Raw genomic sequence first — 25217 nt, forward strand, 5'->3', positions numbered from 1 at the left:
ATTTCACTGTATGTGAAAAATAAACGGAAAAATTCCGGTTAAATTGGGAAATACCCATATTTCCTTAAAAATAAGGGGAGTTTTTCCGGTTATAGTATCCAAATCTTTGGATTTTGTCTTATATAGAGCAGTTAATCGGAATATCTCCGCTTATATTTGCTTCTTAAGCTTCCTATATATACATTAGCAGGAAATTCTCCGCCTAATAATACTCATACCTTCACGAAATCGGCACGGAGAAGGCAGAAATGGTTTACAAACTTTGTAATTCGTAATCCGAAGAATTAGGAATTAAAAACAGAAGTAGCAAGGGGATAAACCCTTGCTATTTCTAATATTTTTTAATCTCTCTAGCCTTACAAATTGCCCTATATTTTATAGTGCAAAAAGAATTACATTTTGGTTTGCAATTTCCTGTGCAAATTGACGTTTTTGCGATAGGAAACGGAACCCTTTAGGTTTTTTAATAGTTATTAATTAATCATTATAGTGTTTTATACTTTATATCATTTTTCAACCATTTGAACTTTAGAAAGCAGAGGCCTACTGTTTTTCCAAATCACGCTAACTGGAAGCTCGAAAAATTGGGAAAGCCGTTCACTCGTGATTAACTCATTTGTGTCTCCTGAGGCAAAAACTTGTCCCTCTTTCAGTAGGAATGTTTTATTGAAGACTGGCAAGATTTCTTCTACATGATGGGTGACATAAATCATGGTGGGTGCATTGGGACTTTTCGCAATTTCTTCAATAGATTCTAACAATTTTTCCCGTGCAATAAAATCTAATCCATATGTAGGCTCGTCGAGAATTAGTAATGGAGGATCTGCCATTAGTGCACGAGCAATCAGCACTCGTTGTTTCTCCCCTTGGGAGAGTGTTTCGTAATTTCTATTTGCATAATCGATGCACCCAAGGTTTTTGAGTAATGTAATTGCCTTGTTTCTTATTTCATCTGTAGGTGTTTCGTAAAGTCCTATGGAAGCAAATGCACCACTTAATACAACTTCAAATGCATTATCACCCTGGTGGAATTTTTGTTGAAGGGATGAGGAAACAAAGCCAATTTGTTTCCGAAGTCGTTCCGCGAGATATGTCTTCCCAAATTCCATACCCAAAACACTAATTTTCCCCTTTGTCGGGAAGGTGTATGCATTCAGTAAATTTAAAATAGATGTTTTCCCAGCTCCGTTTAGTCCGAATAATATCCAGTTTTGTCCTTTTTCGATCTGCCAATTAACATCCTGTAAAATCCATTTTTCTCCCCGTCTCAAAAAGAGATTTTCTATTTGAATAACCAAAGTTTATTCCCCCTATAAAATTCCTTTACCAGATTTCCCTTATAATCAAGTTGTGGTAGCAGTTATCTTAATAATAACATAATTCACCAATTCGCCTGTTAGTTGGACTCTCTGGCATAATAGGAATGGTATTAATTCTAGATTTTTTTGTTTAATTGATTAGTCCCTAGTTACAAAAACACAATGAGACCTGGATTCCAGGTCTCATTTGTTTAACTTCATATTTAGTTTGATCTCTTTTACCTTCTGATATTGTTCGTCAGGCCACCATGCGCCGCAATCGTCTGATACGATACATGCCGCACATTTTTGTAAGTCATAGACAATCATTCCGGTAATGGGTGGGGAATAGAGATGGAGAGTCACCATATCTGTATGGTTAGAGGCTTTCATTTTATGGACAGCCTTTTTGGGTGCATAAAAATATTGACCTTTATGATGGTACTGATAGAACAATTCTTTAGGTAAGCTATTTCCTTTAACTTCATAAACAGAATTAAGGGAAGTGCCGGAAATCACTTGTATCCAGCCGTGGGAATTGCCATGATCATGAGGGGCACACTCCAACTGAGACCAATTCATGACAAGGAGCTCGACTTCATCATTTATATATAGAAGCTTTCGATTGTAAGGCTTTCCTTCAGATGGTTCTGGCAATTGTGCAAGGTCCTCAAGTTTCATATCAATTTGTAACAAGGCATCCTTTAGGTCGGCTTTAGATGGACTTCTTAAGGAATCCAAAACACTCTTAATTTTAGCTGTCAAAGTCATAAAGCTTCTCCTCCTATATCCGTCATTTCTTTAAGAAGCGCAACAATATAGGTACAAGCTGACCATTAACGATAACCACTCCTATTATAATTATGATTCCGCCTAGCACACTTATGAGTAAAACCTTCTCCTGTAAGAGTAAAACTGCAGCAACTAAAGTCGCGATAGGCTCCAAATATAAAAACATTGAAACTTTTGAAGCCTCTAAAACCTCAAGTGCTCTTCCCCAATACCAATAAGCAATTCCAGATACAAAGACACCAAGAAACAACAAATGGGCCCACTCCGAATGGTCCAGCAAGGTTAGGTTTTCCCATCCTCTGTTTCGGATAATAAAAGGTGTAGTTAAAATCAAACCTAATAAACACATATAAAACGTTACAACAAGAGGAGGATAAGGAATTTTCAAACTTTTTAGGAGTACTGAATAAACTGCCCAATTCAACGTGCTGAGAATCATCAGCAGGAAGCCGATATTCATGGCGAATTGAATGGATTGTCCACTTCGTGTCGAAGTAACAATAAGGACTCCAGTTACCGCAAGCACCATTCCAACAGCCTTTGTGATGTTCATCTTTTCATGCAAAAAAAGGAGCGAAAGAATAACTGTAAAGATGGGGGAGAACGAAATGAGCCATCCTGCAGCAGAAGCGTTGATCGTTAACAATGCTGTTGCCTGAAGGACCTGATGAACAAATACTCCAAGAATCCCTAAAACCATTAAATGAGGAACATATTTAATGGAGATATATAGCCGATGACGCTGCAATAATAAAAGCAACAAAAGAAATAAAGCTCCTATTCCAAATCGTATAACGAGTAGCGAAAAGGGGTCTAGCTTTACTAGCACAGCCTTGGTTGATACAAATGAAACTCCCCAAACACTAATCGACATTAACGCATACAGCGAAGCGGTTAACCTAGGTCTATTAAAAGTCATGACTGAGCAATCCCTTTCGGTTAAAAGATAGTTATTTCATTTTATGCTTGTCCCAGTCCAACAATCAAAGTTATTTTTATTTAATTTGAATAAAAAGCTTTTGAGCATATGATATTTTTCTTTTTAGGGGAAAACTAACGGTGTGAGATGTAATAATTTTATCCGAATCGGGAGATTGTATTATACAAAAGTGGAATAATCAGGAGGATAACGTATGAGAAGAATTAATCCTGGCTCCGTCAATTCTTACATTAGATATGGGAACGTCAAAATACCAAAGAGCATACAAAGTGAGTGCCCAGAGTGTCGAAATACTATTGAATTTGTGATTAATGCTAACTTCCAAAGCAGTAAGAATGGATTGTTGACGGAGTCTAGTTGTCCTTCATGTAAAAAATCTACCGTTTTTATTATTATGACGAAGGATGGTCACGATGAAGGAGACCACGCAGATACCTATATTTATGATGTCCAAGCGTCAAAACATCTTATTAATCATATAGAAAGTCTGCCAAATATACCTAAAGATCTTATCAGAGCATATCGGTCTGCGATTAATGTCCATCAAACACGAGAAAATTCAGCAACTGCTGTTATGTCTAAACGTGTAATTGAAAGTATTCTGAAACATTTTCTTAAAGAAAAAAGTAAAGGTCAACCTTTATCACAACAACTAGAAATCCTCCCAAATCATGTGGACTTAGCAAAGCCGATTCAATCGCTGTGCCAGTTGCTTGCCGCAGATGAATCCTTAAATAAAATGCTTGAATTAGAAACTGAAATGGATTATGAGACAACCTCATTATTAGTTGATTTACTGGAAAATATAATTGAGTATCTCTTTGTTCTACCAGGTAAAATTGAAGTTACCCATTCCAAAATCGCAAAGAAATTTAATTAATCAATAAACCCCTTAGTATTTAAGGGGTATTTCAGTGTTGCAAACAATTATTGGAATTTGGGTGTCATGATTTCTTCCGTATACATACAATTTTCATAGAGATATTTGGAGGATGACGGAGGAGATGGAAAAATGAAATTCGAAATGCAAAAAGCGATAATCCTAGCGGAAAATATTAAAAGTTTTATTAAATTTGTTCAAAGTCAAAAAAGTAAAAACAATTTTAGAATAGATACAAATAAACTGTATCAAATAAAACTTATTATTGAAGAATATAAATTTCAAATAGTTGCAGAGGAACTTATAAGAATAAACCAGTTTGATTGGGATGAAAAGTACACGCATTACTTATTGGACCAATTTCATAGAGGAATAAACATCATTGAAGAATACGTGAAAAATAACTACAGTGAATTATTTATATTAACCGCAAGATTATATACATTAAAAAACCTTAGCACAACATTTTCTAAAATGGCATAAGAAAATCTTTACCAAATTGGCGCAGATAAGTGAGTCTTTTCTATTTTGTAAATATAAAGTACGGAGCGTATATTTTGATAAATTAATGTGATTAGGAGAAAATAATAATCGGATAAAAAATGATTTGAGAATAGTTTTAATGTCTTGAAGCTATTCATTCAAGTTAAAAAAGGCGGTTTTATATATGTTTAAAAACTTATTTAAAAACAAAAAGATTGAAAGTGAAACCACGATTTTGCAGCCATTAGAAGGGGAAATTGTTCCTCTAGATGTTGTTCCAGATCCAGTGTTTTCTCAAAAAATGATTGGTGATGGTTTTGCAATAAATCCAACAAACGGGAGTGTTGTTTCTCCTGTTGATGGAGAAGTAATCAGTGTATTTCCAACAAAACATGCGGTCAGCATAAAGTCTAATGGTGGCAGGGAAATCTTAATTCATGTGGGACTTGAAACAGTCGGCCTAAATGGTGAAGGTTTTACAGCGTTTGTAAGTGATGGTCAAAATGTCCAAAAGGGTCAAAAGCTGCTTGAAGCTGACTTCCAATCCATTAAAGACAAAGTACCTTCAATTATTACACCAGTGATATTTACCAACTTGGCTGAAAACGAAAGAGTGGTCATTGAAGAACAAGGAATAAGAATTACTAAGTAACAAAAAGAGTGTGATTCCTAAAATACCGGAGGGACGGTTCTCCTGGCTTTTTTGCCAGGAGAACCGTCCCTTTGGTTTTGTAATCAAAAATAACCAAATAAAAAACAAATATAAACAAATATTAATTTATATATTCAAAAGTAAACAAAAGTGTATTATAATAAGTTACAGAAGTTAACAAACATACAAACGGGGGATTTCGGATGGTAAAAAATTATTGGGATAGTGAAAAGGCAGCACAAGTATCTAAAGGGGTAGAAGAATTAGTGTATCGTTCCAATTTGATTGGATCAGATCGTGCCGTATGTAACTGGGGTGGCGGCAACACTTCTATGAAAACAACGGAAAAAGATTTCCGCGGACGTGATATAGAGGTTATGTGGGTAAAAGGAAGCGGTTCTGATTTAGCAACAATGAAGGCGCATAACTTTACAGGCTTAAGCTTAGAGGATATTCGCCCATTATTTGAACGTGATGAAATGACAGATGAAGATATGGTTGCATACCTTTCACATTGTATGATTGACAGCAAGCACCCAAGAGCTTCCATCGAAACGTTATTGCATGCATTCTTACCATTTAAACATGTTGACCATACACATCCAGATTCAATTATTAGCCTTTGCTGTGCCGATAATGGTAAAGAGCTAGCAGAAGCGATTTTTGGAAATCGTTTTGTTTGGGTACCATATGTACGCCCTGGGTTCACCCTTTCCAAAATGATCGCTGAAGGCGTAAGAAACAATCCAAATGCAGAATTAGTATTAATGGAGAAGCATGGGCTTGTAACTTGGGGGGAAACCTCAGAAGAGTCTTATGCAAAAACAATTGAAATCATCAATGAAGCAGAACAATTTATAAATGACCGAGTAAATGAGGAAACTGTATTTGGCGGTCAAAAATTCGTATCTCTATCTGACGAAGAAGCAACTAGCATTCTAGCAAAAGTAATGCCAATCATTCGCGGTGCTGTAAGTGAAGAAAAGAAAATGCTGTTAACGTACGACCGTGGTGAAGATGTTCTTCAATTTGTTAACAGCTATCAGGCACCTGAGCTATCGCAAATTGGAGCAGCATGCCCAGACCACTTAGTTCATACAAAAATGGTTCCACTATATATCAATTGGGATCCACAAACGAAAGATGTTGAGGCATTAATTGCTATTGTAAAAGAAGGTATTGCGAGCTTCAAAGAAGGATACAAAGCTTACTTTGACCGTAACAAAAATGAAGGCGACAAAATGTTTGAACCAGCTCCACGTGTTATTTTAATTCCTGGAGTAGGTATGGTGAATTCAGGTAAGGATGTAAATAATTCAAGAGTAAGTGGTGCTTTATACCACCGTGCAATTGCAGTTATGAAAGGTTCTACAACTCTAGGAAGCTTTGTTTCTTTAAGTGAAAACGAATCTTACAATGTAGAATACTGGCCATTAGAATTATATAAATTAACTCTTGCACCAGCTGAAGCTGAATTTTCTAGAAAAGTAGCATTCATCACTGGTGGTGCAGGCGGTATTGGTAGTGCAACAGCTCGCCGTATCGTATCTGAAGGCGCACATGTTGTGTTGGCAGATTTAAATCTTGAAGGCGCAGAAAAAGTAGCAGCAGAAATTAACGAGCAATACGGTGCTAATCGTGCACTTGCTGTTAAGATGGATGTTACAAGCGAAGAGCAAGTACAAGCCGCTTTCGATCAAACAGCTCGTACCTTTGGCGGTGTAGACATTATCGTTAACAATGCAGGTCTTGCTACATCTAGTCCATTTGATGAGACTTCTCTTAAAGAGTGGAACTTAAACATGAATGTGTTAGGAACAGGTTATTTCTTAGTAGCCCGCGAAGCATTCAAGCAAATGAAAGGCCAAGGCATCGGCGGTAACATGGTATTTATCGGTTCGAAAAACTCTGTTTACGCTGGAAAAAATGCAGCAGCTTACAGCTCTGTGAAAGCAATGGAAACACACTTAGCAAGGTGTATTGCAGCAGAAGGCGGAGAATTCGGAATTCGTGTAAACTCTGTTCTTCCAGATGCGGTTCTTCAAGGTTCTGCCATATGGGGATCAAACTGGCGTGAAGAACGTGCGGCAGCATACGGAATCCACCCAGATCAATTAGAAGAACACTACCGTAAGCGTACGACACTACTAGTTAATATCTACCCATCAGATATTGCTGAATCCATTGCATTCTTTGCTTCTTCAAAATCTGAAAAAACAACAGGTTGTATGTTAACCGTTGACGGCGGAGTACCAGCCGCTTTTACTAGATAAAATAATGCAAAATATAAGCGTTGTTCATTTGGTGGAGATATTAAATAGGTCCATTGAGTTAAACCTACAAAAAGAATTTATTGATTTAATAGTTAGTGAAATTAACAATAAACGAAATACTCTTTAAAGTACTAATCCAAAATCAAGACTCTCTATCAATAGGTAGAGAGTCTTTTCTATCCTACTTTTGTTCTTCAAATACTTAATAAGTAGTAGGTAAAAATACACATTTTTTGCCAAGCACTGATTTTTAAACATTAATAACTGATATCTATCTAACTAAAAGGTAGTAAATGGAGCTATTATACAATTGGAAACGCTACCAAAGTAGTGGAAAGGGGATGATTTTGGAGGAGTAAATTAATGGAGTAATCAGATAATGAAATAAGAGTTAGTGGGGGAGGAAGTTTTTTGAGGATGAAAAGAAAAAAACAGAGCAAGTTATTTGCAGTTGTTCTAAGTCTATTGCTAATTTTAACCTCTTTACCTGCAGTGCCAATTGAAGCGGCAGCTGAAGAACCATTGCTATCCAAAAAGTTTGATTTTGGTACACCATCAAGTTCCGTTCAAGAAGGCTATATTAAAGTTTCTTCAGACACAGCTTATTCGGCAGAAGCAGGCTACGGTTTTGCTGATATCTCCAAGGTAACCTCAACAGATCGTACAACATCAGACCCTTTGAAATCAGATTTTGTTTCTACAACCGGGACTTCCTTTAACGTGGATCTGCCAAATGGCGATTATTCGATTACTGTCATTGCAGGAGATGAAACAGACAGTACCGATGTAGGTGTAAAGGCAGAAAATATTCAGAAAGTTCAAAATGCCGCAGTTGCAAAAGGTAATTATATCGAACGTACATTTGAGATTTCACTAGTTGATGGTCAATTAAATTTCGAATTTACAGGCACTAATCCAAAAGTTAATGGAATGACCATTGAGAAACTTCCAGAAAGAGCGGCGGGTGAACTTCCAACTGTGTATATTGCAGGGGACTCAACAGTTCAAACCTATGATGATTATTGGAGACCTGAAGCCGGATGGGGTCAAATGATTCCGCGCTTCTTCAGCTCAGATGTATCCTTTAAAAACCACGCCATTGGCGGAAGAAGTACAAAGTCATTTATTAATGAAGGTCGTCTAGATAACATTTTAAGAGAAATCAAACCAAACGATTTTTTCCTAATTCAATTCGGTCACAATGATGCAACTATCAGTATTCCAGAAAGATATGCATCGGTACCAGATTATCAAAATTATCTAAAAACCTATATCAATGGCGCACGCCAGCGTGGTGCAACTCCTATCCTTGTAACTCCTGTTGGCAGACGTGATTTTAACGTCTCGACAGGAAAGTTTAATGTCAGCTTTCCAGAATATGTTCAGGGTATGAAGGAAGTAGCAGCAGAAATGGATGTCGACGTCGTCGATTTAAGTGCACGCAGTGTTGCCTATTACGATACCATTGGCCCTGAAGGAAGTCTTTCTGTATTTTTACATACAGATCCAGGCGTTTATACTGCTTTCCCAAATGGTTCCCAGGATAATACACACTTCCAAGAATACGGTGCCATTCAGCTTGCACGTTTAGTGTCAGATGAAATTAAAAATCTGAATATTCCACTTTCTCAGTTTGTTACAGGTATAGAACCTCCTGCAAATGTTCCTGCTAAACCAACGAATGTTGCAGTAAGCAGCATTAGTAATGCGGGTGCACTTGTAACCTGGACTAAGGTAGAAGGGGCAGATATTTACAAGATTTACAGAAAACTTTCAACTGACAGCGATTATAAATTGGTAGGTACCTCAACCATTCCTCAACTGAATACTACAGGAATGGAAGAAGGGAAGACCTATGATGTTTATGTAATTGCAGTTAATGGAAAAGGTGAATCTGAATTATCAGCTGTAAAACAATTTACAACGAAAAAAGCAACATTAAAGTTTGACTTCGGCTTAGCAGGTAATCCAATTGCTGAGGGTTATACGGGAGTCAATCTTTCAACCGTATATACACCTGATAGAGGATATGGAATCGTAGATCCTCAAGGTATGATTGGCCGTGACCGTGGTACGGGTGGAGATCTTCTTCGCGACTGGTTAGGTTATTTTAACGTGGGTTGGAAATTTAATGTGGATTTACCTAATGGTCTTTATGCAGTAAAAGTCTATGTTGGTGATTTCTTAGGAAGTGCCAGAACTACTTTGGCTGTCGAAGGTCAGGATTATGGTTCAATTTCTGCACCTAACAAGAACTATACAACCAAGATTGTTTCTCAAGTTTCAGTCAAGGATGGTCAGATGAATTTTAGTTTCGGAGGTACCACAGGTATTGTAAATGGTGTTGAAATAACTCCAATATTGATTGCTCCTTCTGAACTGAAATTGGATGAAAAGTCATTAGATGCTGAAAATCCATTTGTAACTTTTTCATGGAAGGTAGTAGACGATGCGGCAAAGTATAATGTTTATCGAAAAGTTGCAGGGACAAGTGAATTTACCTTAGTTGGCAGCTCTACTACAACAACTTATACTGATAACACCGTGGATGTTGGAATGGAATATCAATATGTTGCTACCACAATAGATAATGCCAATGTGGAAACAGATCCATCACTGCCTCTTAAAGTGGTAATGATTGATCCGTCGCAGCCAGTTCCTGCTGTACCAGGAAATTTAAAGGTTGAAGAAGTAAATAAGAAGGACCTTACGTTTAGTTGGGAGCAAGTAGAAGGAGCAATAACGTATAATGTGTACCGTTCTAAAAAGGAGAATGGGACATACGATTATATCGGTAAAACAAAAACTACTTCTTACAAAGATGAAAGTGTATTAACTACCATTGCTTATTTTTATAAGGTAGCTGCTGTGAATGCTGGTGGAATTTCTGAGCAATCTGAAATATTAAAAACTCCAGCAGTAACAAAACTTAAACGTCAAATGGAAGATCTTGATCGTGCACCTGTTGCGATGAAAACAGAAGAAGGTGTTTTTGTCAGCTGGAGAATGCTCGGAACCGATCCTGAGAGTATTAGCTTTAACGTCTATCGTGATGGTGAAAAGATCAATTCTGAAGCCATTGTGGCGAGTACAAACTATGTTGACAAAGATGGAAAAGCTGAATCAACGTATGAAGTGCGTGCGGTAATTGACGGAAAAGAAAGAAAGTCAAAGGATACCACGAATGTATTGAATCAAAATTATTTTGATATTCCGCTTCAAAAACCAGTGGATGGTATAACCCCACTTGGCGATCCATATTCATACCGTGCAAATGATGCGAGTGTCGGTGATTTAGACGGTGATGGAAAGTATGAACTAGTATTAAAATGGGATCCAACCAATTCCAAAGATAACTCACAAGCCGGCTATACAGGAAATGTATATGTAGATGCTTATGAAATGGATGGAACCTTAAAATGGCGTATTGATTTAGGCAAGAATATCCGTACAGGAGCTCACTATTCTCCATTCCTTGTTTATGATTTTGATGGAGATGGTAAAGCTGAAATTGTTTTCAAAACGGCAGATGGAACGATTGACGGTCTGGGAACTGTTATCGGCCGAGCTGATGCTGACCACCGTAATAGTTCAGGTTACGTTCTTCAAGGTGCAGAGTACTTGACTGTTTTTGAGGGAGAGACCGGAAAAGCACTTGATACTACAGATTATGAACCAGTTCGCGGTGACGTGGGTGCATGGGGTGACACATACGGAAACCGTGTGGATCGTTTCCTTGCGGCTGTAGCTTATTTAAATGGCGAGACTCCTAGCATTATCATGGCACGTGGATATTATACGAGATCAGTGCTTGCCGCATATAATTTTAAAAATGGTAAATTGACAAAACAGTGGGTCTTTGATTCAAACGATGAAGGTCAAAGAGATTATGCTGGTCAAGGATACCATAATTTAAGTGTGGCAGACGTCGATAACGACAGCAAAGATGAAATTGTTTACGGTCAAGCTGTAATCGATGATGACGGCAAAGGCTTATATACAACCGGTTTAGGTCATGGGGATGCTCAACATGTGAGTGATCTTGATCCAACTAGACCAGGTCTTGAGGTATTTGCTGTACAAGAGCATAAAGACGGTCCATATGGATATGACATGCGCGATGCGGAAACGGGTGAAATCCTATGGGGTGTGAAAACAGGACAGGATACGGGCCGCGGAGTGTCTGCTGATGTTGACCCAAGGTATGAGGGAACAGAAGCATGGGCAATCTCAGGTGCTTGGAACAGTAAGGAAGGCGGAATCCATACAGCAAAAGGTGAAAAAATTTCCGACAACATTCCTTCCAGTAACTTTGCTATTTGGTGGGACGGAGACCTATCCCGCGAACTAGTTGACCATAAGTGGGATGAGGCCACAGCGACAGGTGTAGGAACGATTGACAAATGGGATTATGAAAATAGTAAGCTAGTAAATATTCTGACTGCTGATGGAACACAATCTAATAACGGAACAAAAGGAAATCCTGTCCTACAAGCTGATATGTTTGGTGACTGGAGAGAAGAAATCATTTGGAGAACAGATGACAGCAGTGCACTTAGGGTGTACATGACAACAGAGGAGACTGACAATAGAATTTACACTTTAATGCATGACCCTCAGTATCGATTATCGATTGCATGGCAAAACGTCGGATATAACCAGCCGCCGCATACTAGCTTCTTCCTTGGAACAGGCATGTCAAAGCCTCCTGTACCAAGTATTGATGTAGTAGAAATACCGGATGTGAATGCGCCAGAAACGGAATATGAGGTAATAGGGGCAGAAAATGAAGGCTGGTATAATAGTCCAGTAACAGTAAATTTAACTGGATATGACTATCAATCTGGTATTAAAACAACCTATTATTCATTAAATGGTTCAGCCGACCAAGAAGGCAGTACAGTTACCATTACAGAAGATGGTAAACATGTTCTTGAATATTGGAGTGTCGACCAGAGTGGTAACATCGAACCAAAGAAAACAATTCAGATTAACATTGATAAAACTGCTCCAGAAATCACCTTCTCGGTTGAGGACGGAACCTTATTCCAAGTGGATCAATTTGTTACTATTACTTGTCAGGCAGAAGATGCTTTATCGGGAGTTGCATCCTCAACTTGTGAGGATGTTTCGTTACCAGCTTATGAGCTTGGGTTAGGAAACCATACCTTCAAGGCAGATGTAGTAGACAAGGCTGGAAATAGCTCGACCAAATCCGTTACGATTAACGTTGATGTTGATTTTGATAGTCTTGGAAAACTTACACAGTTGTTCCTAACTGAATCAGAGGGCAATAGCAACATCTTGAACGCTTTAATTGCTAAACTGGAAGCAGCAAAAGCTTCAGAGGAACAAGGTAACAAAGGTGCAAGAGATGGACAGCTAAATGCCTATATCAACCAAGTGAAAGCAAAAGCGAATACAGACTTCACAGAAAAACAAGCGCAAATGCTAATCAAATTTGCTGAAGTTTTGAAAAAGTAAAAGTAAACATGGCCCAAAGTGTATTATCCTTTGGGCCATGTTTTATGACTACTGTTTTTTGAAGCAGCTACCAGTGGTATTATAAGTTTTTTTATACTAAAATTATATTTAACTATCATTTGAAAGCGTCTATCCGTCATGGAAGGGAGTAACAACAATTGAAGCAAAACATCAAAGCAATCCTTGCTCCCATGAGCACAAAAGAAAGATTTGCATATATCTGGGACTATTACAAGTTTCATATCATTGGGAGCATTACTGCAATCATCCTATTAATCCTACTAATAAGTAGTATCGATGAGAAAAAAGAGGCGTACCTCAATATTACAATTTTAGGTAATGGGGTTAATCCAGAAGGTATTGCTCAATTACAAGGACATTTAACAAACGAGCTAGTAAAAGACAAAGCAGATGAAGAAGTTTTTATAGAAACTTTATCCTATGATAAATCAAGCCCAGACGCGGCTTCCCGAGCAGGTGTACAAAAAATGGTCGCACAGATTACTACTGGATCTATTGATTTGCTGATTGTTGATAAAGAACTTTTTGAGGAAATCTCATCACAGCAAAATTCACTGTTAGCGATAAATGATCTTAAGGGAACCGGTAAACGATTACCTTCTAATGAAGAAGTTTATGGAATTAGCACCTCGGACATTAATCTTTTGGCTCCGTTAAAGTTGGATGAAAATAAGGTATTATGCATCCCTAGTAATACAAAAAAATTGGAGCAAATAAATGAGTTATTTTCACTCATTTCTGAATAAATGTAGTAGGAGATCATTTCAATTCGAAAGATCTCCTATTTTTTTTGTGCAAATAAGGACAATAAATTAGTCGAATCACGATATGGCAAAATCCTATTTTTCTTGTAAGATAGAGATATCAGTAAGCGTTTCCAACGGAAAGGTGATGTTAATGCCAAAATACAGTATAGCCGTCGACATCGGGGCATCAAGTGGAAGACTTATATTAGGATATCTTGAAGATAGTTTATTAAAATTAGATGAAATTCATCGCTTTGAAAACAAAATCGTGAAAAAAGGGGATTCCTTTTGCTGGGAAAGCGATATTCTTTTTCAAGAAATTAAAAATGGACTAAAAAAATGCAAAGAAATGGGCATTAAGCCAGATAGTATTGGAATAGATACATGGGCTGTTGATTTTCTTTTATTAGATGACAACAACCAGCCATTAACAGAGGCCGTTTCATATCGTGACCCACGTACAGATGGGTTGATGGAAGAAGTCTTTGAGCTTTTCTCAAAGGAAAGAATCTATCTCGAAACAGGTATTCAATTCCAAAAGTTTAATACTATCTATCAACTTTATTCTATTAAAAAGAATAATCCTGAAATACTGGAAAAAGCGAAATCATTTTTAATGATTCCCGATTACTTCAATTATTTACTTACAGGAAAGAAAGCAAATGAATATACAAATGCGTCTTCTACCCAACTGATAAATGCATTTACGAAAAAATGGGATCATCAGTTATTAGATGTCCTTGGGATTAATAGAGAGATGTTCCAGGAAATTAAAACTCCTAAAACAATTCTAGGGACACTGTCAGAAGAACTAGTTTCAGAGCTTGGGTTTGACCTACAAGTTATTCTTCCAGCAACACATGATACAGGTTCAGCAGTCATAGCCGTTCCGGAAGAGGATGAATCGATTTATATCAGTTCTGGTACCTGGTCATTAATTGGCGTTGAAAACTATTTCCCAATCTGTGTTACTAAGGCATTGGATTATAACTTTACAAATGAAGGCGGCATCGATTATCAATACCGCTTCTTAAAAAATATCATGGGACTTTGGATGTTTCAAGAAGTAAAGCGAAACTACAATGATGAATATTCCTTTGCAAAATTAGTAGAATTAGCGGGAGAGGCGAAGGAGTTTCCATCGAAGGTAAACGTAAACGATGACAGATTCTTAAAACCCGAAAACATGGTTGAAGCAATCATGAATTATTGTGTAGAAACAGAGCAGCCAATCCCAAGCACTCCTGGGGAAGTAGCAAAATGTGTATTTGAAAGTTTAGCAGAAAGCTACCAGGAGGCAGTGACGGAAATAGAAGAAATCTTTGAAAAGCAGTTTGAGAAAATAAATGTCATCGGCGGCGGCTGTCAAAATGAAATGCTGAACCAGCTGATTGCCGATGTAACAAAAAAAGAGGTATATGCTGGACCAGTTGAGGCAACGGCAATTGGTAACATCGCAGCCCAATTAATGGCACTGGGAGAAATCAGTGATATTAAAGAAGCACGGTGTATTGTTAGAAAGTCATTTGAAGTAAAAAAATATGTACCAGCGCAGCACGTTAAAGGCTAAATACGAAAGGAAGATAAAAATGTCCATAAAAGAAAACTATGAACTTGCGAAACAAGCCTATGCAAAATGGGGAGTAGATGTTGATGAGGTTGTAGAAAAATTGAAAAACGTACCTATTTCTATACATTGCTGGCAAGGCGATGATATTGGTGGATTTGAAGTAAACAAAAGCGAATTATCTGGCGGCATTGATGTAACCGGAAACTATCCAGGTAAGGCAACAACGCCTGAGGAATTAAGAAGTGACTTAGACAAGGCACTATCGTTAATCCCGGGAAAACATAGAGTCAATTTACATGCAATTTATGCAGAAACAAATGGTGAGGTTGTTGAAAGAGACAAGCTTGAACCAAAGCATTTTGAGAATTGGTTAAACTGGGCAAAAGAAAAGGGACTTGGCTTGGATTATAACCCAACATTATTCTCGCATCCAAAAGCAGCTGATGGTTTAACATTATCTCATCCGAAGGAAGAGATCCGTGAATTCTGGATTAATCACTGTATTGGCAGCCGTAAAATCGGTGAGTATTTCGGGAAAGAACTAGGTACACCTGCATTAACGAACATTTGGATTCCAGATGGCTATAAGGATATCCCAAGTGACAGACTAACTCCTAGGAAAAGATTAAAAGATTCATTAGATAAGATTTTTGCAGTCGAAACAGATGAAAACTACAACCTAGATGCTGTGGAAAGTAAGGTATTTGGAATTGGTTCTGAATCGTATGTAGTTGGTTCACTCGAATTTTATCTAAACTATGCCATGAAAAATAATAAATTATGTTTACTAGATACTGGGCACTATCACCCAACTGAAACGGTATCGAATAAGATATCCTCTATGCTATTGTTTAGCGAGAAGCTTGCGTTGCATGTTTCAAGACCAGTTCGCTGGGATAGCGACCATGTCGTTATTCTTGATGATGAATTAAAAGAAATCGCACTTGAAATCGTTCGTAATGATGCCTTAGACCGCGTTATCATCGGACTTGATTTCTTTGATGCAAGTATTAACCGTGTTGCGGCTTGGACTATTGGTACACGCAATATGATTAAAGCGTTGCTATATGCGATGTTAGTACCAAATGAATATTTAAAGCAGCTTCAAGAAGAAGGCAACTTTACAGAAAGACTAGCATTAATGGAAGAATTTAAAACCTATCCATTCGGTGCAGTTTGGGATTATTACTGTGAAAAAATGGGTGTTCCAGTGAGAGAATCATGGTTAGAAGAAGTAAAGGTTTATGAGAATGAGGTTTTATCTAAGCGATAAGTAAAAAAAGACTCAATAAGGGATAATAGGCCCGTGTTGGGTCTTCTTTTTTTGAAAATGTGTTTGTTTAACAAAAAATATGGTATATATATTATATAAACAAAGGTAAAATAAATATAAAACAACAAAAAACAAAGTATTAAGGTGTTCGTTCGGAAGGGGATTAGTAAATGCTTGTTGCAGAAAGGCATAAAAAAATTGTTGAACTAGTCAATGAAAAGTTGAGTATACGTGTTACTGAGCTAAGCAAAATATTTTCTGTTACGGAGGAAACAATTCGTCGTGATCTTGAAAAGCTTGAAAAAGAGAACCTATTGATGCGCAGCCATGGCGGTGCGCTTAGTATTGATAAGGATCAAGGAGAAACTTCTTATTTGGAAAGAGAAATTACCAATGCTGCTGAGAAGAAAGTAATTGCAGTAGAAGCTGTACGATCCATTGAGGTTGGCGATCAAATTGTGTTAGATGCAAGTACAACTGCTTGGTATGTAGCAAAGGAATTAGAGGACATCCCGTTAACTGTCCTTACTAACTCCATTAAAGTAGCAATTGAGTTAAGCAAAAAAGAACAAATTAAAGTGATTTCTACAGGTGGTATTTTATTGGCACAATCACTTTCCTATGTCGGTCCGCTTGCTGAACGATCGCTGGGAATGTATCACGTTAATAAGGCGTTTATATCTTGTAAAGGCGTCCACCTAGAAAAGGGGCTAAGTGATTTTAATGAGTCACAAGCACTTTTGAAGAAACAAATGATAGATATTGCAGATGAAACCATACTAATGGTTGATTCAAGTAAATTTGGAACACGGGCTTTTTCACAAATTGCTCCTGTATCAAAGATTCACTCGATTATCACCGATTCGAATATAGATGAGCAAACTAAAAAACAGTTAGAAGAAAAAAACATAAATGTAACGATAGCAAATTAAATTAAAAATTGCCAACTCAATAAAAACTTTATAGAGAAATAGATTATAAGCAGACCGTAATGGTCTGCTTATATTTGTTTAAACGAAGAAGAGCATCTATCAAATTGTGACAAAATTCTTGATAAAACAAAAATAAACGGGTGTAATTGTGAAGAATATGTTAATTAATCAAAATTAAACAAAATTATTTATATGTCTTTTTGTTTATTTATGTTTGTTTTGGGGGTATATTTACATTGTAATGAATAAAACAAAACTAATTAATATAAAAAACAAACTTTTGCAGAAATAAATAATTCCAATAAAAGGAGAGAAATCAAGATGAGTATGACAATGATTAAAGATGCAATCTATACAGCCCCATTTTTACAAGAAATGTTAGAAACTACTTCGAATTTATATCGATTAGGCTGGGATGAACGTAATGGGGGGAATATCAGTTATTTATTACATGAATATGAAGTTCTTCCATATTTAAATGTTGATAATGTGAAAAGAACACTACCGATGAACTTTGATGCATCAGCACTGGCTGGTAGATATTTCATCGTAACGGGTTCAGGGAAATATTTTAAGAATGTAACGAGAGATCCAGCGAATAACTTAGGTCTCATTCGCATTACAGCGGACGGTAAAAGTTATGAAATCCTTTGGGGATTTGAAGATGGCGGAGTTGCAACAAGTGAATTACCAACACATCTTATGAACCATATGAAGCGTTTAGCAGTTGATAAAAACCATCGGGTTATTATGCATAGTCACGCAACCAATCTTATTGCAATGTCCTATACACATAGCTTGAAGGAAGAAGATTTTACAAAAACCTTATGGGAAATGTGCACTGAATGTCTGGTTGTTTTCCCTGAAGGTGTAGGAATCATTCCATGGATTGTTCCAGGCACAAATGCCATTGGTGAAGCAACCGCAGAAAAAATGGAAGATGTCCGCCTTGTACTTTGGCCGCACCATGGAATATTCGGTGCTGGTACCACATTAGATGAAACCTTTGGTCTAATTGAAACAGCAGAAAAAGCCGCTGAAGTCTATACGATTGTTTGTGCCCAAGGCGGAAAAAAACAAACGATTACCGATGCACAGTTGCAAGAGCTTGCGGATGCATTTGGTGTTGTTCCACGAAAAGGGATTTTATATATGTTTAAGGATAGTTAACAAGAAATAATCTAAGGTGTGCTCCTAAAATGGAGCAAACCTTTTTGTTCTAATGGATAAAAGGAAATGGTATTATACTACTTATAATAATGAATTGGAAAACAGGAAAAGGTGAACCATGAATCAAGAACTACTAAACGAGCTTTTACAGATTACTGATGAAGAGAAGAGTATTCTTGAACAGCAAGCGAAAGTAAGTAAAGAACTATATACGAGTAAGACAAATTTTATTATTGAAAGTGAAAAATTTTTAAGTAAAGAAAAGATGATTATGGTTCGCCAGCACACTCGATTTGTAGATTTCCCCCTACATAAACATGATTATATTGAAGTAAATTATGTTTATAACGGGAAATTGGAGCAGACAGTCGGCGGGAAACCGATCATTTTAAAAAAAGGGGAGCTGCTTCTATTAAATCAGCATATAGAACATGAGATTAAAGCTTGTGCCAAAGAAGACATTGTCATTAATTTTATTATTCGCCTAGCTTTTTTTGATTTTATTTTTTCTTATTTAAGCTCAGGTAATATTGTCAGTGATTTCTTATTGAGCAGCCTTTACAATAATACACAGAATGGGCAATTTCTTTATTTTAAAGTTTCGGAAGTGGAAGGCATACAGGATTTAATTAGAAAAATGATTCATGAAATTATGTATCCCACCACTTTCTCAGAGTCTGCTATCAAGCTTTACATGGGGCTAGTTATGATAGAGCTTATCAAGAATTCTGATCGAGTGGAACGAAAAGAAGAAGCCTCCATCACACACTATATGGTAGTGGAGTCACTTAAATATATAGAGGAACACTATAAAGAAGCATCTTTATACGAATTGGCTGAGCAATTAAACCAATCCCATTATGGTCTCAGCAAAACGATAAAAAAGGCGACTTCCCGTACATTTAAAGACCTTCTTCAGGAAAGAAGGCTGGGAAAAGCAAAAGAATTGTTAGAAGGAACCGATTTGCCAATTGCTTCGATTGTTGAACAGGTTGGTTATGATAACATCAGTTATTTTTATCGAATTTTTAAAGGGAAATTTGGGCAGACACCAAAGGAATTCAGAGCCAACAAATGATATAATTTTAAAATGTTGTTTTTTATTACACCTAAGGAGATACATCATGAATTTTTCTGCTAAGCAAGTAGTCTTTATTAGTTTTATGTTATTTTCTATGTTTTTCGGCGCAGGGAACCTTATTTTCCCACCTTTTCTCGGTCAATCAGCTGGGGATCAAATTTGGCTGGCCTTAGCTGGTTTTATTGTTTCAGCAGTAGGACTGCCGATATTAGGAGTGATTGCAGTTGCAAAGGTAGGAAGCTTGAACGAGCTGAACCTTAGAGTTCACCCTTTATTTGCATTGATATTTCCATTTTTGATTTATATTGCAATCGGCCCAGGACTGGCGATTCCTCGTGCAGGAAGCCTTGCTTTTGAAATGGGGGCCGCACCGTTCTTACCGGAGAATTTGGTTGAAGGTCCGATCTCTTTATTACTCTATACCATCATCTTTTTTGGATTAGCCGCCTGGTTGAGTATGTATCCTTCAAAACTGATTAGTCTTTTTGGGAAACTGTTGACACCAATCCTTTTAACCTTGATAGCCATTATTTTTGTAAAGAGTTTAATGGATCCAATTGGTTCGTTTGAATCACCAGTTGGGAATTATCAGGAGAATCCTTTATTCCAAGGAATATTAGAGGGGTATTTAACCATGGATGCCTTGGCCGCCCTCGCATTTGGTATTGTCATTGCTAACACATTGACTGCACAAGGTGTACTTGACTCCAAAAAGAAATCTCGCTATATGATGTACGCAGGTTTAGGTGCGGGCTTGTTATTAACGGTGATTTACCTTATTCTGGGATATCTAGGCGCTGCGAGTTCTTCTTTAGGACAAGCTGAAAATGGAGCAATCATTTTGTCCAACATCATGTCCTACCTGTTCGGAAGAAGCGGAACATTGTTATTAGGTATCGTTTTTACACTGGCATGTTTTTGTGTGTCGATTGGTTTAATTACATCATGCAGCCAATTCTTCTCCAATGCCATTCCAAAAGTCGCATATAAAGTATGGGTTGTTATCTTAGCTGTTCTTAGTACTGCAATAGCAAATTTAGGTTTAACACAAATCCTGCAAATATCTGTACCCATTCTTGGCATGATCTACCCAATTGCCATTGTACTAATTTTCTTAGGTCTACTGGATGATATTATTAAAAGAAATCTATATATTTACAGATCTGTAATTGGCTTTGTTACTCTTTTTAGTGTTTTAGACACCATTAACAAAGTATTTTTAGATAGTAAATGGAGTGAGGCATTTGAAATTCTTCCTTATTATATTGAAGGGCTGGGGTGGCTCATCCCTGCACTATTAGGGTTAATTGTTGGATATATTTTAGGTTGATTAAGAGGTTCATCTCCAATAATGAAAACAAATCTGTAGTAAATAATATGGAAAAAAACGAGAAACCATCAATACTGCGTTTCTCGTTTTTTTTTAGAATGAAATTATTGGATATTTAATTCTTTTAAAATATCATCTATTCTTTTACCTTTGTAAATCTCTTTTGCTGTAGGAGCTTTTTGGACATCAGGGTTTTGTTTTAAATAGTGTTGTCTTACAAATTGCATATCTTTTGCATCTACGAAACCATCGAAATTGATGTCTGCTTCACGCTTGTCCTTACCCCAATATGTTTTGATATAGTCTGCATCCATAATATCAATTACATTATCGTTATTTACGTCTCCACCCATTACTGAGGCATAGAAAATATATGTCATTCGACCTGCAGATTCACCATTATACATATCATGTAAGTTACTAACCGTTACATGACGATCAAAATGACCTGGTATTTTAACGGTAATATCATATTGTTGATCTGTTGCAGGAAGATTTTTTAAGAAGTAACGTGCACTGTAGTTGAAATCTCCATTATACGTTTTCCCGTCCTCACCGACAGCTTCGATTGTCATACCAGCTTTAGAGAAATCCTTATTATAATCTAACCAAATGCCGTATTCACCTAAGAAGCCATCCGCAAGTATGCCCCCTTCAAGCTGAGATACTGTTGGAATGATATTCACACCCTGGCCAAAACCATGAATAGATACAGGAGCTTGGTTTAATGAAAATGCTTTCGCGCTTGTTACATTAATGTTTTGAATCCATTTGGTATAGCTGTTCGGATTTTCTTTTACTTTTAATGTTACGTCAATTAATGGCATTGATGTTTGAATCGGCTGGACAGTCTCACCTGTCAACATCGTACTCAAAGTAATTCTATTTTGACTGCCTGCTGCCGTAATCTCTCCTTTTGTAAGGTCAGCTTGTAAATTGTGTGCTTCGGCATAGGCTGTAAATTCTTTGTTTAGTTCTGTATTTGTAACTTCATAGGTGCTAGATGGAAAGGCTAATGTGAACTCCCCGCCAGTTAAGTCTTTAATATGATGCGCACTCAGTGTTACCGTCAAAGTATCTCCATACTTTGCATTATTTTTGTTAGAAAAAAGCTTCATGTATGGAATACCTTGTTTGACAAATGTGTAAGTGAAATCCGGATGGTCCTGCATACCATTGAGTGCGTTATCGAAGGTTTGAAGTGTTGCCTTCGTGAAATCTTTGCCGTTAGGCAGAACAGTATTAAAGTTAAAATTACCATCTTTGTCAACCGAGATAGGAGTGAATGATTCATTTAACAGGTAAACATTATTTGAAGATTGATCGATAGTAAATCCATTCTCCTTCATGGTGTTAACATGCTTGTCAAAGATTTTTCCTTTAATCGTCATGCCTTCTTCGTTTACTTCATATACGCCACCTGGAGTTTGCATTGTTATTTCTGGCAGCGTATTTTCAATGAAAAACATATCCGACTTTTTGAATACTTTGCCATCTTTATTAGTTGCTATAATCTCTACTTCATACTTTCCAGGTGCAGCCAGTTTCTTTGCATATGCAACAGGGTTATCCGCGTTACCTGTAAAAGGAACATACAATCCATTAAATCCAAACTCGGTCTCGTAAATCAATTCTTCAGGGAAAAAGCCTTGATAAGCATCGATAAGTCCAAGAGCTTCTCCTGTGTCTGCATCCTTTAATACAACATCTACTGTTTCCATCGAACTGCTTAGTGAAAATAAAATTGGGGTAAATCCATAGGCCGAATTGTTTAAGTCACGTCTTGTTGTGAAGGAAGTAAAGTATGCATCAACCTCGTTTATGCCTTCTTTGATATGTTTAAATCCAAAAGGCACCTGGTAAACTTCCTCGTTATTTTCTTTATTGGTAAAATAAATGTATCCTTCATAATTTCCAAGCTCTGCAGAAGTTGGTATTTTAATAGATGGTTTTATATCCAACTTTGTTGGCCTTTACATTGATGGAATCAGGTATCTCTAAAGTAACATTATTCTTTTCGGCATCCTTTGCACCTAGCACTTTTTGATTAAACTCTACCTTAACATTAAAAGTTTTGTCACTGCTGGTGGTATTCGTTAATGTGAGATTACGTGTGTCTTTCTTGGTTTGTTTTTTTACAACCTGCGCTCCAAAGCTTAAAGCTCCTGTTACGTCAGGAATAGAAACTTCCTCTTCGCCCTTCATGCTAGCAGTATCATCCATAACTTTTATATTTATTTCGGCATGTGCAGCCTCATAAACGTCAATTCTTCCTGCTCCAGTTTCAAACACACTGTAATCTTGCACTAGCTTATCAGCTGTATTCATTAGAGCCACTTTTACATCCTCTGGCTGATAATCTGGGTGTGCTTGTAAAAGAAGTGCAGCTGCTCCTGCGGCATGCGGTGCAGCCATCGAAGTACCAGAGGCTCTTTGATAAGCAAATTGATAATTATTCTGATGTTCTTCTCCATTCATATATGCTGGAACACTTGAATACACGGCAACCCCAGGGGCCGTAATTTCAGGTTTAATATCATAATTTCTGTAAGAAGGTCCCCGAGAGCTAAAAGCAGCCATTTTATCTCCGCTAGTTTTATTCTCACTTAGTGTATTTATCGTAAAAGTAGTGTTGCCTTCTTTCACTTTATCTTGAACCTGCAGCCCTTGTTCATTGGTAAGGGCGAAAGCAGGAATGAATTCAAAACCTTCACCTAGATAATGAGGAATATGTCCTTCATTTGGGTCATTATTATATAATAAAACCGCAGTGGCACCATGTTTTTTTGCGTTCATAACCTTTTCATTTAAACTAAATATCCCACGTTCAACAAGGACTATTTTCCCGTTTACATCTTTGCCATCGTAATGGTAATCATAGCCTAATCCGACGTCAATGATGGAAAGTGCTTGATTTTTCAATGCATTTAAATCATCATTGTAGCTTTTTGCAAGCAACCGCAAATCGGTTAAGGAAAGATTATCTACTGCAGCACTTGCAGTCGGCACTGAAATTGAATAATCACTTGCACCTACAGTTAACGCTAATGCTGAAGTTCCAGGTGATCCGAGTGAATATAAATCGCTTCCAGAATTTCCAGCTGCGACTACTGCAACTGTACCTGCTAGAGCAGCGTTGTTGATAGCAATAGAAGTTGGGTCTAGTGGATCATTATGATTGCTGCCTAATGAAAGGTTAATAACATCCATCCCATCAACTACGGCTCTATCAATACCCGCTAATATATTACTATATGAACCTGAACCATATGGACCTAACACTTTATATCCATATAGTTCTACACCTGGAGCAACTCCTGTGACAGCAATGTCAGCACTGTTCTTTCCTTGTCCAGCAATCGTTCCAGAAACATGAGTCCCATGAGACGTATAATATGTCGATCCGCCCAATGGACTTATTTCAGGCTCTCCAGATTGTTTCCATTCATCATACGTTGTTTCCATAGGATCTGCGTCGTTATTGACAAAGTCAAATCCACCCTTATAGGCATCTTTTAAATCAGGGTGTGTATAATCTATGCCTGTATCAATAACACCCACCTTTACGCCTTTTCCCGTAATTCCTTCAATGTGAAGTTTTGTGGCACCGATATGTGCAATACTGTCTAGTGCAGGGGAAGCACTTTTTGTTTGAGTTTCGTCAATCTCAGACACCGGTGGCTCGACTGATACTTGTTTATCTTCCCATATTGCTTTTACTCCATCCATCGAGAGGAGTGTATGTACATCCTTAGCAGGTACCGTCATGGCAACACCGTTAAAGGCATGACGAAATTCATTTTTGATCTCTAAGTTAGGAGCAGCTTTTTTGGCTTGTCCTATTTTTGCTTTGAAGTTTTGATGTGATTCCTCTACTTTTTTTCTAGCCTCGTTAAGAACAAGTGTTTTTCCAATATCCGCATGCTTTTTCACAGCTGCTTCAGCGGGATCCTGTGCGAATTGAACAATGATATTTACAGGTTTGTCACTGAAAATTTCTAGAGTAGGGGAGAGGTATTTATTAGGAACTCCCATTTCTTGATTATTATGAATTCGGTCTCTGTCTTGCTTGGATAAATGTTGAAGATATTGTTCGGCGTTAGTGATTTTGCTTGGATTGGCAGTATCTGCAAATGCTTGAGAAGTACCCGAAACTAGCAAACTAGACGCTAAAAAACAAGTAGATACAACTTTGAATGGAATTGAAGCTTTCTTTTTCAAGTTTTGTTACACCCTTTCTAATTTTTTGAATATTGTGGATTTTACTCTTTCATTATAGATTGGTGTTACGA

General features: G+C 37.3%; 18 protein-coding genes. 13 read left to right on the forward strand and 5 right to left on the reverse strand.

The window, feature by feature from the left end:
• Positions 1-506: 506 nt before the first annotated feature.
• The 3 genes from QNH48_RS11405 to QNH48_RS11415 all read right to left on the reverse strand — a co-directional run bounded on the left by QNH48_RS11405 (position 507) and on the right by QNH48_RS11415 (position 3009).
• Positions 507-1298: an ABC transporter ATP-binding protein gene (locus QNH48_RS11405; RefSeq protein WP_283954993.1), complete on the reverse strand. Its 792-nt coding sequence runs from the start codon at positions 1296-1298 to the stop codon at positions 507-509.
• A gap of 204 nt (positions 1299-1502) precedes the next feature.
• Positions 1503-2069: a cysteine dioxygenase gene (locus QNH48_RS11410; protein ID WP_283954994.1), complete on the reverse strand. Its 567-nt coding sequence runs from the start codon at positions 2067-2069 to the stop codon at positions 1503-1505.
• A gap of 22 nt (positions 2070-2091) precedes the next feature.
• Positions 2092-3009 carry a DMT family transporter gene (locus QNH48_RS11415; protein WP_283954995.1) on the reverse strand — a complete coding sequence of 306 codons (918 nt, stop codon included), beginning with the start codon at positions 3007-3009 and terminating at the stop codon, positions 2092-2094.
• A gap of 214 nt (positions 3010-3223) precedes the next feature.
• Between QNH48_RS11415 and QNH48_RS11420 the strand changes: the two genes are divergently transcribed.
• The 13 genes from QNH48_RS11420 (at position 3224) to brnQ (ending at position 20925) form a co-directional block, all read left to right on the forward strand.
• The gene (locus QNH48_RS11420; RefSeq protein ID WP_283954996.1) at positions 3224-3910 is read left to right on the forward strand and encodes a hypothetical protein; all 687 of its coding nucleotides are present in this window, start codon (positions 3224-3226) and stop codon (positions 3908-3910) included.
• A 132-nt stretch (positions 3911-4042) separates the two neighbouring features.
• Positions 4043-4393, forward strand: a complete 351-nt coding sequence (locus QNH48_RS11425; protein ID WP_283954997.1) for a hypothetical protein — start codon at positions 4043-4045, stop codon at positions 4391-4393.
• Positions 4394-4577: 184 nt separating this feature from the next.
• Positions 4578-5045 carry a PTS sugar transporter subunit IIA gene (locus QNH48_RS11430; RefSeq protein WP_283954998.1) on the forward strand — a complete coding sequence of 156 codons (468 nt, stop codon included), beginning with the start codon at positions 4578-4580 and terminating at the stop codon, positions 5043-5045.
• A gap of 203 nt (positions 5046-5248) precedes the next feature.
• Complete coding sequence (locus QNH48_RS11435) at positions 5249-7318, forward strand: bifunctional aldolase/short-chain dehydrogenase (protein ID WP_283954999.1); 2070 nt, start codon at positions 5249-5251, stop codon at positions 7316-7318.
• 4 nt (positions 7319-7322) lie between these two features.
• Positions 7323-7445 carry a sporulation histidine kinase inhibitor Sda gene (gene sda, locus QNH48_RS30550; RefSeq protein WP_481858467.1) on the forward strand — a complete coding sequence of 41 codons (123 nt, stop codon included), beginning with the start codon at positions 7323-7325 and terminating at the stop codon, positions 7443-7445.
• Between the two features lie 290 nt (positions 7446-7735).
• Entirely contained in the window at positions 7736-12802 is a 5067-nt protein-coding gene (locus tag QNH48_RS11440) for a rhamnogalacturonan lyase family protein (RefSeq protein ID WP_283955000.1), read from the forward strand.
• A 158-nt stretch (positions 12803-12960) separates the two neighbouring features.
• Positions 12961-13569: a hypothetical protein gene (locus QNH48_RS11445; RefSeq protein ID WP_283955001.1), complete on the forward strand. Its 609-nt coding sequence runs from the start codon at positions 12961-12963 to the stop codon at positions 13567-13569.
• Between the two features lie 151 nt (positions 13570-13720).
• Complete coding sequence (gene rhaB / locus QNH48_RS11450) at positions 13721-15139, forward strand: rhamnulokinase (protein WP_283955002.1); 1419 nt, start codon at positions 13721-13723, stop codon at positions 15137-15139.
• 19 nt (positions 15140-15158) lie between these two features.
• On the forward strand, positions 15159-16412 hold the full coding sequence (rhaA, locus tag QNH48_RS11455) for an L-rhamnose isomerase (protein ID WP_283955003.1): 1254 nt from the start codon (positions 15159-15161) through the stop codon (positions 16410-16412).
• A 170-nt stretch (positions 16413-16582) separates the two neighbouring features.
• Positions 16583-17344 (forward strand): DeoR/GlpR family DNA-binding transcription regulator, encoded by a 762-nt coding sequence (locus QNH48_RS11460; protein WP_283955004.1) that lies wholly within the window; start codon positions 16583-16585, stop codon positions 17342-17344.
• Between the two features lie 333 nt (positions 17345-17677).
• Positions 17678-18514 carry a rhamnulose-1-phosphate aldolase gene (rhaD, locus tag QNH48_RS11465; RefSeq protein ID WP_349655134.1) on the forward strand — a complete coding sequence of 279 codons (837 nt, stop codon included), beginning with the start codon at positions 17678-17680 and terminating at the stop codon, positions 18512-18514.
• A 118-nt stretch (positions 18515-18632) separates the two neighbouring features.
• Positions 18633-19592: an AraC family transcriptional regulator gene (locus QNH48_RS11470; RefSeq protein ID WP_283955005.1), complete on the forward strand. Its 960-nt coding sequence runs from the start codon at positions 18633-18635 to the stop codon at positions 19590-19592.
• A gap of 46 nt (positions 19593-19638) precedes the next feature.
• Positions 19639-20925, forward strand: coding sequence for a branched-chain amino acid transport system II carrier protein (gene brnQ, locus QNH48_RS11475; RefSeq protein ID WP_283955006.1), 1287 nt, complete (start codon positions 19639-19641; stop codon positions 20923-20925).
• A gap of 104 nt (positions 20926-21029) precedes the next feature.
• Here the strand turns inward: brnQ and QNH48_RS11480 are convergent, their stop codons facing one another.
• Both QNH48_RS11480 and QNH48_RS11485 read right to left on the reverse strand, forming a co-directional pair.
• Positions 21030-22886, reverse strand: coding sequence for a dockerin type I domain-containing protein (locus QNH48_RS11480; RefSeq protein WP_283955007.1), 1857 nt, complete (start codon positions 22884-22886; stop codon positions 21030-21032).
• Positions 22864-25146 carry a S8 family serine peptidase gene (locus QNH48_RS11485; RefSeq protein WP_283955008.1) on the reverse strand — a complete coding sequence of 761 codons (2283 nt, stop codon included), beginning with the start codon at positions 25144-25146 and terminating at the stop codon, positions 22864-22866. Before QNH48_RS11485 ends, QNH48_RS11480 begins: the two co-directional genes overlap by 23 nt.
• Positions 25147-25217: the final 71 nt, after the last annotated feature.

Source organism: Neobacillus sp. YX16, from assembly GCF_030123505.1.
Taxonomy (GTDB): domain Bacteria; phylum Bacillota; class Bacilli; order Bacillales; family Cytobacillaceae; genus Neobacillus.